The organism is Tepidimonas ignava (genome assembly GCF_004342625.1).
Taxonomy (GTDB): domain Bacteria; phylum Pseudomonadota; class Gammaproteobacteria; order Burkholderiales; family Burkholderiaceae_C; genus Tepidimonas; species Tepidimonas ignava.
Map to the genome: position 1 here is coordinate 1 of NZ_SMAH01000012.1, position 13,282 is coordinate 13,282.

A 13,282-nucleotide genomic window follows, 5' to 3' on the forward strand; every position below is an offset into this window, starting at 1 on the left:
GGCTCGCCCAGCGGCGGCCAACCGAGTCCAGTGGCGCCAACCCTGCCCAGCTGCGGCTAAGGGCGGCGTGAAAATGAATTTTTCAGGGACGACTAGCTACTCTTGTGCGCAAATCGCACAGTGTCTTAATCCCCTCGATATCGGGGAAGTGTTTCGGGCGTACCTTGGTGCGTTTGTTGTTGTTAGTTTAATGTCTTAATCCCCTCGATATCGGGGAAGTGTTTCGGGCGGATTGACAGAAAACGAAAAAGAAAAGTCTTCATAAGTCTTAATCCCCTCGATATCGGGGAAGTGTTTCGGGCCCCCTGAGGGGGCGGAATACAAGATAGTCCACTTTGTCTTAATCCCCTCGATATCGGGGAAGTGTTTCGGGCGTTCGCGTCACAGTTTTTAGGAAAGTTGCCGCCGTCTTAATCCCCTCGATATCGGGGAAGTGTTTCGGGCTTGGTGGTAACGAAAGGAGTGTTCGAGATGACCGTCTTAATCCCCTCGATATCGGGGAAGTGTTTCGGGCCGTAGGCGGGCCATAACAGTGTTCCGGAAAATCCGGTCTTAATCCCCTCGATATCGGGGAAGTGTTTCGGGCTGGGCGTCATTGACGCCCATGTTGAAGTACCCCAAGTCTTAATCCCCTCGATATCGGGGAAGTGTTTCGGGCCGCCACAGCGGGCACATTGAGTCGGTCAGAGAGGGTCTTAATCCCCTCGATATCGGGGAAGTGTTTCGGGCGGTGACGTTCGCGTCACCGTCTTCAAAAAGACCGCGTCTTAATCCCCTCGATATCGGGGAAGTGTTTCGGGCTGCCATGCGCCATGCACCATGCCATGCCATGCACGTCTTAATCCCCTCGATATCGGGGAAGTGTTTCGGGCCAGCCTGCGCCAAGACGGCGGCGATCTCAACAAGTCTTAATCCCCTCGATATCGGGGAAGTGTTTCGGGCCGTGTACGGGCACGGGGCCATCATCATTCAAGGTCTTAATCCCCTCGATATCGGGGAAGTGTTTCGGGCCGACGCGCGACGACGTGCTGGAGGCGCTGGCAGTCTTAATCCCCTCGATATCGGGGAAGTGTTTCGGGCCGTGATCAAGGCGGCACTCAACCCTCTGGACAGCGTCTTAATCCCCTCGATATCGGGGAAGTGTTTCGGGCGCTCAAGGAGTCCAAGCGCAAAGACATCAATGGCAGAGTCTTAATCCCCTCGATATCGGGGAAGTGTTTCGGGCTGTATCGCAGCCGCTACGCCGACCTTGCGGCCTGGTCTTAATCCCCTCGATATCGGGGAAGTGTTTCGGGCGCTCAAGCTCATGAAGCGCATGCGCGCCAAGGCGTCTTAATCCCCTCGATATCGGGGAAGTGTTTCGGGCTCTGCCAGCAAGCCTAGGCTGTTTGTCGAGTTCGTGTCTTAATCCCCTCGATATCGGGGAAGTGTTTCGGGCGAATCAAGTACGATTCTATCGTTCAAGGTAATGCTGTCTTAATCCCCTCGATATCGGGGAAGTGTTTCGGGCCGCGCGCAACACCGGCAGAGTCTATCGAAGACGGTCTTAATCCCCTCGATATCGGGGAAGTGTTTCGGGCGGAGCCTAGCGGCATTTTGTACAGCGCACGGCGTCTTAATCCCCTCGATATCGGGGAAGTGTTTCGGGCGAAGCATAGTTGACAACGGCGGCGAGAAGCTTGCGTCTTAATCCGCTCGATATCGGGGAAGTGTTTCGGGCGCCCCAACGGCGCGCTGATGCGCGCCCTTTTCGGTCTTAATCCCCTCGATATCGGGGAAGTGTTTCGGGCAATCTTTGGTTTTGCATACGTTGGTGGAAATCAGTCTTAATCCCCTCGATATCGGGGAAGTGTTTCGGGCTACGTGAAGAAAATCCGCGGTGCTGCTTGATGGGGTCTTAATCCCCTCGATATCGGGGAAGTGTTTCGGGCTCGTGATCCGCTGTGAGCTGGTGGATGCCAGCGGTCTTAATCCCCTCGATATCGGGGAAGTGTTTCGGGCCTTGAGCACATCGTGATCCGCTGTGAGCTGGTGGTCTTAATCCCCTCGATATCGGGGAAGTGTTTCGGGCCCATTGTGGCATACCATATGCGCCCGCGTAGGCGTCTTAATCCCCTCGATATCGGGGAAGTGTTTCGGGCGGCCTACATTGGCGGGCAACCGCTCCCCTTCACTCGGTCTTAATCCCCTCGATATCGGGGAAGTGTTTCGGGCCCCAAAACCAGTGGACCCGTGTCTGGAAGGGCGGGTCTTAATCCCCTCGATATCGGGGAAGTGTTTCGGGCACAAGGTGACGCTGACGGCGCGCCTGAGTTACGTCTTAATCCCCTCGATATCGGGGAAGTGTTTCGGGCGCGGCCATGTGGATCGGTGGGTGGCTGTGATGCGTCTTAATCCCCTCGATATCGGGGAAGTGTTTCGGGCGGAAGTCGCGCACGAAGTCAATCACGTCACGAAGGTCTTAATCCCCTCGATATCGGGGAAGTGTTTCGGGCGATCAAGATCGAAATCGAGTCCTCGGAAGTTCGGTCTTAATCCCCTCGATATCGGGGAAGTGTTTCGGGCGTCTTGTTCCCGAATCGTGGATTCCCGTTACGTGTCTTAATCCCCTCGATATCGGGGAAGTGTTTCGGGCCGTTCCAGCCGGGACATTCGCGGCTGGCTCAGTCTTAATCCCCTCGATATCGGGGAAGTGTTTCGGGCCCTGACCCAGCGCGAGAAAGCGCGGGATGCCGGTCTTAATCCCCTCGATATCGGGGAAGTGTTTCGGGCGCCACCATCGCGCTGGCTCCGGTCAAGCAAAGCGCGTCTTAATCCCCTCGATATCGGGGAAGTGTTTCGGGCGCTCAAGCGTTCCAGTCGGGACATTCGCGGCTGGTCTTAATCCCCTCGATATCGGGGAAGTGTTTCGGGCGAAGGAGCGCCACGAGCGCGGCGAGACAAAGCGTCTTAATCCCCTCGATATCGGGGAAGTGTTTCGGGCACACGGGCAACTGCGGCATGCACGTGCACATGTCTTAATCCCCTCGATATCGGGGAAGTGTTTCGGGCTCTCGGTGTTCGTTCTCTGGAGTCTCAACATGAGTCTTAATCCCCTCGATATCGGGGAAGTGTTTCGGGCGCGGTTCGAGTTTATCCTCGATGCCGACCAAGCGTCTTAATCCCCTCGATATCGGGGAAGTGTTTCGGGCCCGTGCCTGCGGTCGTGTGGTGCGGGCAACGGGGTCTTAATCCCCTCGATATCGGGGAAGTGTTTCGGGCCTACTTGATGAAGTACATGAGCAAAGTCGGGGGCGTCTTAATCCCCTCGATATCGGGGAAGTGTTTCGGGCCTTGCTGCTGTCGGCGCCTTCTCTCGCATGGGGTCTTAATCCCCTCGATATCGGGGAAGTGTTTCGGGCAACAGTCGGGCGTGATGCACTACCACGTCGCGCTGTCTTAATCCCCTCGATATCGGGGAAGTGTTTCGGGCGCTGCGCGGCCATCCGCTCCTTGCTACGTCGCGCGTCTTAATCCCCTCGATATCGGGGAAGTGTTTCGGGCGTCGCCCGCGATGCGGTCGGCTACCTGATGAAAGTCTTAATCCCCTCGATATCGGGGAAGTGTTTCGGGCCGCATTTCGTTCGTTGCTTCCCGCGTGTTTGCAGGAGTCTTAATCCCCTCGATATCGGGGAAGTGTTTCGGGCTTGAGGAGTAGCTATGCGTGAGTGTGTTCTTGTCGTCTTAATCCCCTCGATATCGGGGAAGTGTTTCGGGCTGTAAATCATACTAATCAGTCGCTCGATGATCCGTCTTAATCCCCTCGATATCGGGGAAGTGTTTCGGGCCCCTGAGCGGTTCGAGTTCATCCTCGATGCCGACCGTCTTAATCCCCTCGATATCGGGGAAGTGTTTCGGGCTTACCGTGAACCCGAAGTTGTGGCCGACCTCAAGGTCTTAATCCCCTCGATATCGGGGAAGTGTTTCGGGCCCGAGTGCCGCTATGTCTGGGTGGCCGAGCTTCGTCTTAATCCCCTCGATATCGGGGAAGTGTTTCGGGCCGCTTAGCCCGGAAAGCCTTTACGAAACAAGAACTTGGCAAGGGGGTTGAAGATTTTTTGGGGCATCGCAAGGCTGAGGTCATGGCACAGGCGCGGTGTCGGTGGCTTCCACCGCATCCAGCAGCAGCCTTGCCGCCAGCTCAGCGTCGACCTCAACCCCTTCGGGCAACGCTTGGCGCCCCAGGGTCCAGACCTTGCAGCGCGGCGGCACGTGGTAGATCCGGATGTCATCGTAGCGCTCGTCGATGATGGTGCGCAGCTTTTCTATCAGTTGCGCCAACTGCGCATCGTTTAGACTGACAACATAGCCAGAGTATTGTAAGCGCGTTCCGTGGCGCTTGGCTTGGGCGTAGGCGTGCTGTAATCGGCGGGGGTTGGCGATGTCGTACGCCAACAACCAGGTTTTTTGGTTGGTGCTTGCTTTCACGATGTCCACTCCCTCAGGCAGTGTTCCAAATCGGCCAGCATGGTGGCGCATGCCCGGTGCAGCTCCGGGCGCCTGGCGTCCAGCAGCTTGGCGGCAAAGACGGCGGGCGGTTGTTGTTGCAGGTCATCGGGGTTGATGCTGAGCAACAGGGCGTCCACACGGCCCTGCAGCAAGCGCGTTAATTCAGAGGGGATGTGCAGGCCGGGGCGGGCATGGTGCAACAGGGTGTGATCGCTGACGGCGTCGTAACAAATGGCGCTGACCAAGGTGGCCACCGCCTGGCCGGTGGCACGCAACCATGGGCCAGGCGGACGCTTCCAGCGCTGCTGCATATGGTTGACGGCCCGCACGTGCAATTGCTGTAGCGTGTTGTTGCGGCCGTTGGGGAGCTTGTGGCGACGCTGGAAGTGGTCGCATTCGGCCCGCTCGATTTGCGCCACCCACGCGCGCCAGAAGTCTGGCCAGTCGGCATGGCGCAACGCGTCGCGCAGCAGTTGGGTTAGTGTGCGCTCCCGGCGGCGGGGGCCGTAGCACCAGGCAACGGGCTGGCCACGCCGGTCTGTGAACACGACAGGGATACCCTGCCGCAAACAGGCCAACAAGGCATCGATGTGCCAGCGGGCCTGCGTGCTGCTTTGCACCCGCCCCAGACGTTGCAGGGGATACCATGCAGGGGCGCGGTGGGGCGTTTCGATACGCAAAGCAACCCCTTGGTCCAAGGTGATGACGCAGGGGACCCCATGCTCGATGTACAGGGCACGGTTGGTGCTCATGGCTCGTCGGTGGGTGCGGCGTCGGGCCACTGCGGGGCGTCTCGTAACAGCGCGCGGGCGAGCTGACGCGCATGGCGTTGCATGGCGCGACTGCACATTTTTTGCACGGGGGTGAAGGCGGCGTAGAAGTGCGCACGGGCGGCCTTGCCCATCAGGCACGCCCCCGCGCCGTCGCGCCCAAAGTGGTCGGGGCGCAGGTACCGTTGCCGGAATTGATCCCACACCCAGGCGTCAACCGTTGGGCGCCACGGCTCCATCAGATCGCTGGCCATGGAGGCACGGCCGTGCGTAGGTTGGTGCAAAAAACCCACCATGGGGTCCAGCCCAGCAACCCAGCAGGCCTGTACGGCGGCGCTGTACAGCAGGGTGTATCCCAGGGAGAGTGTGGCGTTGACGGGGTCGGGCGGCGGCCGCCGCTGGCGCCCACCAAAATGCAGGGACGCGGCGAAGAGCTGGGCGTACGCCCTGAAGTACGCAGCCGCGGCGGCCCCTTCCAGCCCACGCAGGGTGCCGGGCTCGCGGCACGCTTGCACGCTGTTGACGATGGACTGCAATGTTTGGCATGCCTGCGTCAACGGCAGGTGCAAGTCGGGGCGGTGCTGGATGGCGTGGCTGAGAAGCCGCCATTGCCGACGCACTTTGGCGCCCACCAGCACCGAGCACCAGTGCCCCGCTCGGGCAGGGTCTTGGTGGTTTAGCAACTGGGCGATGCGGATGCGGGCGTCGTTGTGGGGTTTGCCCAGCACGTGCGCGACCCGTTGGCCGTTGCGGCCGCCCAAGACGACGACTCCAATGCCATCGTCGGCCAGTGCCGCGAGGGTGTGACTGCTCAGGCGCGTGTCGGCCCGCAGCACCACGCGGGTGATCAAGGCACCCGGCAGTGTGCGCAGCAGCGTGCCGTCGCGGCGCAGTTCGATGGCGCCTTGTCGGTAGCGCAGCTCGGTGTCCGCTTGGTCCAAGTACAGCACGCCCACGGTGCCACCCTCAGCCGTGGTAAAAAAATTCGCTGTCTTGAGGGGCTACGGCTTTGCCCAAGGTGTGCACGCGGGCGCGCGGATCCAGTTGCACAAAAACAACCCGGTCGGTTTGCGGATCGATGATGCGACGCAGGGCATGCATGGCTTGCTGCAGCTCGGCGCTGGTCAGCCAGCACTCGTACAGCGATTTTTGCCCGCCGATGGCGTTGCCCTTGACGGTTTTGAGGGCTTGGCGGCGGCGCTTGTGACTGCTGATGTCGTAGCCAATGAGAAACAGGTGGCGCAGCATGGCAGGCAAGGCAGATGAACACGGGACGGATACGCGCATCGTGCCTCGGCAAGCCCGGGTTGTCAGCTTTCACAAGCTTGTGAGCTGCAAACGGCCCCGTTGAAGCGGTGCGCTCACGCCTGCGTCCAGTGGCGCAAACGTTCGGGCAGTTGTCGCAGTTCACCCGCACTCAGGACGTCAACGCGGTACTCCTTGGCACGGTTGCGCTGGGCCTGGTTCATCTCCCGTGCCGACAGCAGCATCGCTTGGGCCATTTGCCCACCCACCGCTTCGGCAAGTTTGGCAAGCTTGTAGATCCAGTCGCTCAGGTCATCGTCAGGGCGCGCAGCTTTGCACTCCACCACCAGCATGCGGTTGTCGTGCACGAGCACGGCGTCAAGCTCGTTGCGGGTGCGTGTGTCGACGTGTTCGATGCACAGGCGGGGCTCCCAACCACCATTGGGTCGAAGACCGCGCATTTTGAGGGCGGCCAGCTCCTCCACCCAGCCGCCGCCGAGGTACTGGGCCGCTGAGTCGTCGTGGAAGTGCACGGTGTCGGCTCCGCCCCAGCTGATGAGGCCATGCGCGCAAGCACGCCGCAGCAGTTCCTTGGGTGCGCCGTTGGGAATGTGGCGCAGACGCTGTTCGGGCTCAAAGGGCTTGTGTCGGTGCGGATCGGCCCGCGCGGCGTTGGCCACGTGGTTGAGCGCGCCCAAAAAACCCCCCAGTTCCGCGCTGTGCTCACCCAACCACCGGGTGAGGTCTGCCCTTTCCTGCGCCGCCGCTTGCCAGCCGGCCAGGTTGGGGCCGCCGGTGCCACCCACGCGGCGGTAGCCTTGCACGAGCAAGATGTCGTCAATGCCCAGCACGGGTTGCATAGCCTCGCTGCGCGGCTGTGGAGCCAGCCAATCCAAACGCCGGTTTTTGGTGTCGCAGTACACCAGGTGTGGCGGCTCGGCGCCGGGCGCGGTGGCCAAATCGGCGGCCAGCGTTTGCACCAGCGCCAGGGTCATGGGCTTGGTGCCGCCCGTAAAGTTGATGGTGACAGCCCGGCTGCCCACCTCGCGCGCGATACGCTCGGCTTGCCGGTGCAAGGTGGTAACGTCGTCGTCGGCAAAAGGCAGCGTGCGCGCGGCAATGCCGTGCGCATTGAGGGCCGTGACCAGATGAGCGGCGGAACGCAGGCGCTGCATGGCCGGCGTTTCCAGAATCCACACTTCCTGGGCCCGGCACTGCAGCGCGGGAATAAGGTTGGCTTGATTTTGCCCGGTGGCGATGACGATGTGCAGCGGTGGGGTGCTCATGGCGATTCAGACCGGATGGAGTTGGTAGCGCCCTAGACCAAAGCTGGTTTTGCCGCCAGCGTGCAGCCATTGGCCCAGTTGCAGCAGCGGCCAAAAAGGCACCAGGTCGCCCACCAGCACGCCGTGACCGACCACGCCACTCAACGGGGTGTTGCGGCCTTGGCGGTTGCTCCAGCGCTCGAAGCGGTGGTCGCTCCACTGCCCGTGCGCAAAGCGCAAGCGGGCCGCGGCGGATTTGAGGGCTTGGAAGTCCAGCCCCGTGGGGTGCTGCAAGTGCAGCTCGCACACCTCGGCCACGCGGCGCACCACCGCCCACACAAAATCGGCTGCAGACCATTGACGCGCGGGCACGGGCCGGCCTTCCCGCTTGATGAACAGCGGGGTGAGCAGCTGCACGTGCACCCGGACCGGCGCAGGGCCCATGTCAAGTTGGACGTGCGGTTGCAAGCACTCAAAACGTTCCAGCGCCATCGCGCCGCGCGCGGGGCCGATGTTGGCGCTGAGCGCTTGCCTCCAGGCTTGTTGCACCAGCGGCCCATGGTTGAGCGCCGCGCCGAACAGCACCAGGTCGAAGTGGAAGGTCTGCCCGACTGGCAAGCTACGCGGGCCATCGCTCGGCTCGATGACGTACGGTGGGGTCATGTCCCCGTAGGTGCGGCTGCCGGGCGGCGGCGCTGGCTCGAACAAGGCCATGTACGGACAGCGTGTGCGCAGGGGGCACGCCGCGCAGTCGGACAGTCCTGTGGCGCAGGCCATGCGGCGCAGCGCATGCCCCCATAAGCCACGCAGGGCGGAACCTTCGTACTCGGGCCAGTGCACGGGTCGCAGCACGCGCGCTTGTACACGCCAGCGCTGGACGGGAAACGGGTTGGGTAGAGCGGTCATGGGTGTGCAGCGGCTCAGGCGATGCGCCGGAGCAAGCCAAAACTATGGGGCAACCGCGCCAGCGCCTGGGCATCGAGCACCTGTCCTTCGGGCAGGCGCTGCTCGAGCCGCAGCACCAAGGCTTCGTCGCCGGGCTGCATGTGCACGGCGATGCGCGCGCACGGCACCGGCTGGCCGAGGCACTGCGAGAGGAATTGCGCCGTGGCGGCGTGCCCGATCGCGCTGCGCCAGGGGCCGGCAGCCGCAAACGCGCGAGCTTGCTCCACAGTCAACGGGCCTTGGTAGTGCCAATGCCCGTAGTCTGTGAGCACGGGACTGTTGAGCAGGTAGCGGTTCATCGGATAGTGGGTGTTGCCGTGGGGCACATGGCGACATCCATCAAGCGCTGCGCGGCTGCGCGCTGCAGGTCGAGCCGCTCCTGCGCCGACACGAAGGCACTTTGGTAGGCTGTGCGCAACAGGGCCAACGCAGTCCAGGCCGTGAGGTTGGGGGTCACGCGGGCCGCCAGTCGGTACTCGTCCGCCAAGGTGGTGCGCGAAATGGCGGGGTTGTCGGTGTTGAGGGTCAGGGGCAGGCCCATGCCCAACATGCGATCAAGCGGATAGTCGTCCAGCTCGGCAGTGGCAGGAACCGCTGGATCTTTGAAGCCGACGACCTCGCGGTTGGAGGTGGGGCATAGCTCCAAGGCGATGCCGCGGTCGCGGAAGCGCTGCGCCAGCGGAGGGTGGTCGATTAGCGTCAGGCCGTGGCCGATGCGGTCGGCGTGCAAATGGTAGGCGGCTTGCCAAATGCGGTCGGCACTCTCACCTTCGCCCGCGTGGATGGTGATGCGCAAGCAGGCCTGCAACGCCGGTTCGAAGTCGCGGGCCAAGGCCTCGGGTTGGGTGGTACCTTCGTCGCCGGCCAGATCCAGCCCCAACATGAAATCAGGCAAGCGTTCGCTGGCCCGAACGGCGGCGCGCACGACGTGGGCTGACTGGTCACGCTGACGGCGATCGACGATCCAGATCAGACCAGCCCGCAGGCACCCGCTGCCATTGAATCGGGTGGTGGTAGCGCCTGCATCCCGCAAAGCCCGCTCGAACGCCTGCACCCAACCGACCGGGTCATGCGGCCAGTACTTGTGCGGGCTGGCGCGCCACTCCACGTACAACAAGCCTTCGTCCAAGGCCTGGCGCACCACGGCACGCGCATACGGTTCGATGGCCGCGGGGTGACCCAACAGGGCCGAGCCGCTGAGCTCCCCCGGACGCTCGTAGGCCGCAAACCCCAACGGGTGGCGGCGCTTGAGCGCGATGCGGGGCTCGGTATCAGCCCACAGCAGTCGCGCGAGCGACTCGGGGCTGCGCTCGGTCAGCACCAGGCTCACGATCACAGCACGGGCGTGTTCACGTGGTAGTCCGGTAGCTTGTGCCAGCGCCGCCGCGGCGTCGCGCAGCCGCTGCGGCCAGTCGCCGGCCGCGCGGGCGCTGCCATCGCCAACCCAGCTCGGCCAAGCGTGTTGCAAAGCGTGTTGGGCCAACGCGCGCGTGCCCGCGTCGGTCACGTGGAGCACACACGCCGCCACCTCACGCTGCTGATCAAGCGGTAGGCTGCCGCCCAGGTGCCGATGAAGGTCAGCCAAGGGCCAGCGCCCTGGGTGGGCCAGTGGGTCGTCGCTGCAGGCCAACAAGGGTTGGCGCAGCCTGTCGATGCGTGCCGGATCCAAGCGCAGCAACACGGGCCAAGGTTCGTAAGGATCTTGGCGCGCCATGGCCAGCGCTTGCCCGATCAGCAAACGCTGGGCTTCTTGGCGGCGGCGCTCAATGGCATCGTGCAGCCAGCGGCCGTCGGGTTGCCACGTGTTTTGCACGATGTCATGGCCTGCCTTGAGAGGCAGCGGGAAATCTGCGGCCGCGAGGGATGCTCCCTCGCTGCCCATGCGCACCGCCGGCTCACCCGCGGCGGCAGACACGACGATGGGCGAGAGGGCTGCCGCCACATCGGCTGGCAGCGGCTGCAGCCATTCGGTGTACGGAGCATCAAGCCAGCCGCGTTGGCGTAGCGCGACATCATCGGCCACCACGTGCAGCAAGGCCTGTGCGCCAAAGGCGTGCGCAGCGTCTTGCAGGTCGGCGCTCATGGTTTTGCGCCCGCCAGCCAGCGAGATCATGACCTGTCCGCCATCGGCGCGCTCATGCGCCGCCAGCACAGCGCGCAGCGCCATTTCGCGCCAGCACCGGCACTCCTCGGCCGTGGCCAGCGCATCGGTGTCGGCTGCAGCCCAGATCTGCAACAGCGGGCGCTCGGGCTCAGGCAGGCGCTCGGTCAACACTTGCCACCATTGGCACAGCTGATCGACGCTCTTGCGTGCCGAGCCGCCACCGGTGGTCAGAACCCAGACCTCGTGCGGTTCGGCAAGGCCTTGGCGCTGGTGGTGCTCTTGCAGGGCCGCGCGCTGGGGATGCAGGGCGTACAGGTCCACCCAGCCGGGCGCCAGCCAGCCCAGCACTTCGGGCACCACGGCCCAACTGGCGCCAAGGCTGGCGACCAGTATGTGGCGTGGGTGTTGCGTCGCTTCAGCCATGGGATCCACGCAACGCGGCCAGCCCCAGCCTTCTGCGCAGGTCCCTGGGGTCGATGTTGATGAGTTTGGCGCCCCAGGTTTCGACGGCATCCGCTGCCGCCGCGCGGTCAGCCGGGCTCCAATTTTCACTTTGGACCAGCGTGACCATGTTTTGCAGGGCCTGGTAATCCTGCTGCCCAACCAATGTTTTGCGGCCGCGCAGCTCGTTGGCCCGCGCCTGCATGCGGGCATTGAACTCTTCAAGGGCGCGTTGCGCCGGGCTGAGCTGGGCCAGCCGTTGCTGGCGCTCGTGTTCGGCCTGACGTTGCCGTTGTTCCTCCAGGGCACGCTGCCGCGCCTGCCTGTCGTACCGCATCGCACCATAGCCCACAGCGGTCTTGGCGCCAAAGCCCAGCCACGCAAAGGCGTGTTCGAAGGCGGCTTCGAGCAGGGTCTGCCAACGGGGCTGGCCGCCGTCGTTGCCCAACAGGGCGCCATCCAGGCGCTCGAGGCGGCGCACATCGCACACCACATGGAAGCTGAAGGTGGAGCCCGGCGGCACCGTGAGAAACGCGATCGGGTTGGGCTGGCCCGAGTCGTGGGGCGAGGTTGAGTCTCCCGCTTTGCGCTCGTTCTTCTGCTGGTAGTAGTGCGACTGGTGGGGCGTCATGATCTCGACCATCAGGCTGTCGCCCTTGATCTGCGGGATCACGTCCCAAAAGCTGAGCACGCCGCGTTGCGGGTTGTTGCTGTCTTCGGTTCCAAAGAGCACGTCGATGGCTGCCTGGTTCCAGCCCCGCGTATCGCCCCACTCACCGCGAGCCAACTCCTGCGCCGCGCGACGCAGCACGCCTTTGACGCCACTGCCGGGCAGGTACGGCAGCCCATACGGCCACAGGAACGAAAAGCCGTTTTCCAGGGGGTGTTCGTTGCCCAGGCCCGTGGTGAAGGGGGCAATGGCGGTGGCATCGATGGTCAGGCACTGGATGGCGGGCATTGTGCCGACCACTTCGCGTGCACGTGTGTTGAGCGCCCGTATGTACTCAAGATCCCGCTTGGTAAGTGCTCGGACTTGGCTCCATGCCTCGCGAGCAGCAAAGTCATTTTTCTCCCAAAGCCCCGGCAGAGGACTGCGTGGACGCGCCCTAAGCGCGGCAATGGTAGCTTCCATGCCGCTGTGGTGCAGCAGCTGCGCCACTTCCTGACCTTCACGGCTTCGGGCTTGCCCCCGCTTGCGCACCTGCGCTTCCTGATCGGCACGGTCGGTCCATATCGGCAGTAAAAGCCCAAACCGCATCCCTGGCGAAGCATCTTTGAAGTCTTGCCCAAGGTAGGCGGGCACAGCAGCAACAGGCATGGTGAGACTCCTGTGTATTACAATGTCTTACACGTATTGAGGGGGATGGCTGCGATGTCCACCACTTTGACGATCCGGCTCGATGACAAGCTCGATGTGCAGCTCACCCGGCTGGCCCAGGAGACTGGACGCACGAGAAGCGAGCTCGTGCGCAGCTTCATTCGACAGCAGATGGCCCGGGCGCGGTTCGAGCGCGCGCGGCGGCTCATCGAGCCCGCGGCTGAGCGCGCAGGGTATCTCACGGACGAAGACGTCTTTCGCGACGTTTCGTGAAAACCTTTCTCGACACCAACGTCTGGATCAGCGCCTTTGCCACAAAAGGGCTTGCGCGCGAGCTGGTGGCATTGGTGTTGGACTTGAATGCCAGCGGCGAACTCACACTGTTGATCAGCGACGCCGTACAGCAAGAGACGGCGCGCGTGCTGCGTGAAAAGTTCGGTCTTGATCCGGCCGCCATTGACACCGCCTTGGATGTCCAAGCCATGGCGGCGACCTGCGTGCCCGCGACGGCCGGGCTGCTCCCAACCGACATCCCCGACCCCGACGATGCCCCCATCCTTGCCGCAGCGCTGGCCGCCGGCGCCGACCTGTTCGTCACCGGCGACAAGGCGCTGCTCGCTCTTGGTGCCGTGGAAAGCATGCCGATCGTGGAGCCGCGCGCGGCCTACCTCAAGCTGCGTGGCCTGGCGTGAATTGGCGAGCCGCA

The 13,282-nt window shown here is 63.2% G+C and carries 11 protein-coding genes and 1 CRISPR repeat array; of the genes, 2 read left to right on the forward strand and 9 right to left on the reverse strand.

The window, feature by feature from the left end:
• Window positions 1-122: 122 nt before the first annotated feature.
• Window positions 123-4,040: a CRISPR direct-repeat array (repeat unit 37 nt; unit sequence GTCTTAATCCCCTCGATATCGGGGAAGTGTTTCGGGC).
• A 79-nt stretch (window positions 4,041-4,119) separates the two neighbouring features.
• From cas2 (EDC36_RS09595) to cmr6, 9 genes are all read right to left on the reverse strand, one after another.
• Window positions 4,120-4,467 carry a CRISPR-associated endonuclease Cas2 gene (cas2, locus tag EDC36_RS09595; protein WP_165902849.1) on the reverse strand — a complete coding sequence of 116 codons (348 nt, stop codon included), beginning with the start codon at window positions 4,465-4,467 and terminating at the stop codon, window positions 4,120-4,122.
• A complete protein-coding gene (locus EDC36_RS09600) occupies window positions 4,464-5,240 on the reverse strand; it encodes a CRISPR-associated endonuclease Cas1 (protein WP_132963043.1) in 777 nt (258 codons plus the stop codon). The genes cas2 (EDC36_RS09595) and EDC36_RS09600 overlap by 4 nt, the downstream gene beginning before the upstream one ends.
• Window positions 5,237-6,214 carry a CRISPR-associated endonuclease Cas1 gene (cas1, locus tag EDC36_RS09605; protein WP_132963044.1) on the reverse strand — a complete coding sequence of 326 codons (978 nt, stop codon included), beginning with the start codon at window positions 6,212-6,214 and terminating at the stop codon, window positions 5,237-5,239. The genes EDC36_RS09600 and cas1 overlap by 4 nt, the downstream gene beginning before the upstream one ends.
• A 10-nt stretch (window positions 6,215-6,224) precedes the next feature.
• Window positions 6,225-6,506, reverse strand: coding sequence for a CRISPR-associated endonuclease Cas2 (gene cas2 / locus EDC36_RS09610; RefSeq protein ID WP_132963045.1), 282 nt, complete (start codon window positions 6,504-6,506; stop codon window positions 6,225-6,227).
• A 113-nt stretch (window positions 6,507-6,619) separates the two neighbouring features.
• Window positions 6,620-7,789: a Card1-like endonuclease domain-containing protein gene (locus EDC36_RS09615; RefSeq protein ID WP_132963046.1), complete on the reverse strand. Its 1,170-nt coding sequence runs from the start codon at window positions 7,787-7,789 to the stop codon at window positions 6,620-6,622.
• Window positions 7,790-7,795: 6 nt separating this feature from the next.
• Entirely contained in the window at window positions 7,796-8,674 is an 879-nt protein-coding gene (gene cas6, locus EDC36_RS09620) for a CRISPR system precrRNA processing endoribonuclease RAMP protein Cas6 (RefSeq protein ID WP_132963047.1), read from the reverse strand.
• A gap of 14 nt (window positions 8,675-8,688) precedes the next feature.
• The gene (locus tag EDC36_RS09625) at window positions 8,689-9,012 is read right to left on the reverse strand and encodes an STIV orfB116 family protein (RefSeq protein ID WP_132963048.1); all 324 of its coding nucleotides are present in this window, start codon (window positions 9,010-9,012) and stop codon (window positions 8,689-8,691) included.
• Window positions 9,009-11,240, reverse strand: coding sequence for a CRISPR-associated ring nuclease (locus EDC36_RS09630; RefSeq protein WP_132963049.1), 2,232 nt, complete (start codon window positions 11,238-11,240; stop codon window positions 9,009-9,011). Before EDC36_RS09630 ends, EDC36_RS09625 begins: the two co-directional genes overlap by 4 nt.
• Window positions 11,233-12,576, reverse strand: a complete 1,344-nt coding sequence (cmr6, locus tag EDC36_RS09635) for a type III-B CRISPR module RAMP protein Cmr6 (RefSeq protein ID WP_132963050.1) — start codon at window positions 12,574-12,576, stop codon at window positions 11,233-11,235. The genes EDC36_RS09630 and cmr6 overlap by 8 nt, the downstream gene beginning before the upstream one ends.
• Window positions 12,577-12,630: 54 nt before the next feature.
• On the opposite strand from cmr6, the gene EDC36_RS09640 reads away from it, so the two are divergent.
• Window positions 12,631-12,849, forward strand: coding sequence for a CopG family ribbon-helix-helix protein (locus tag EDC36_RS09640; RefSeq protein ID WP_132963051.1), 219 nt, complete (start codon window positions 12,631-12,633; stop codon window positions 12,847-12,849).
• A complete protein-coding gene (locus EDC36_RS09645) occupies window positions 12,846-13,268 on the forward strand; it encodes a putative toxin-antitoxin system toxin component, PIN family (protein ID WP_132963052.1) in 423 nt (140 codons plus the stop codon). The genes EDC36_RS09640 and EDC36_RS09645 overlap by 4 nt, the downstream gene beginning before the upstream one ends.
• The last annotated feature ends 14 nt before the right edge of the window (window positions 13,269-13,282 follow it).

What these genes read in the sequence shown, in the direction of transcription:
- EDC36_RS09600 (WP_132963043.1), bottom strand. Translation starts at nt 5,240, where the DNA reads ATGAGCACCAACCGTGCCCTGTACATCGAGCATGGGGTCCCCTGCGTC.
- cas2 (WP_132963045.1), bottom strand. Translation starts at nt 6,506, where the DNA reads ATGCTGCGCCACCTGTTTCTCATTGGCTACGACATCAGCAGTCACAAG.
- EDC36_RS09615 (WP_132963046.1), bottom strand. Translation starts at nt 7,789, where the DNA reads ATGAGCACCCCACCGCTGCACATCGTCATCGCCACCGGGCAAAATCAA.
- cas6 (WP_132963047.1), bottom strand. Translation starts at nt 8,674, where the DNA reads ATGACCGCTCTACCCAACCCGTTTCCCGTCCAGCGCTGGCGTGTACAA.
- EDC36_RS09625 (WP_132963048.1), bottom strand. Translation starts at nt 9,012, where the DNA reads ATGAACCGCTACCTGCTCAACAGTCCCGTGCTCACAGACTACGGGCAT.
- EDC36_RS09630 (WP_132963049.1), bottom strand. Translation starts at nt 11,240, where the DNA reads ATGGCTGAAGCGACGCAACACCCACGCCACATACTGGTCGCCAGCCTT.
- cmr6 (WP_132963050.1), bottom strand. Translation starts at nt 12,576, where the DNA reads ATGCCTGTTGCTGCTGTGCCCGCCTACCTTGGGCAAGACTTCAAAGAT.
- EDC36_RS09640 (WP_132963051.1), top strand. Translation starts at nt 12,631, where the DNA reads ATGTCCACCACTTTGACGATCCGGCTCGATGACAAGCTCGATGTGCAG.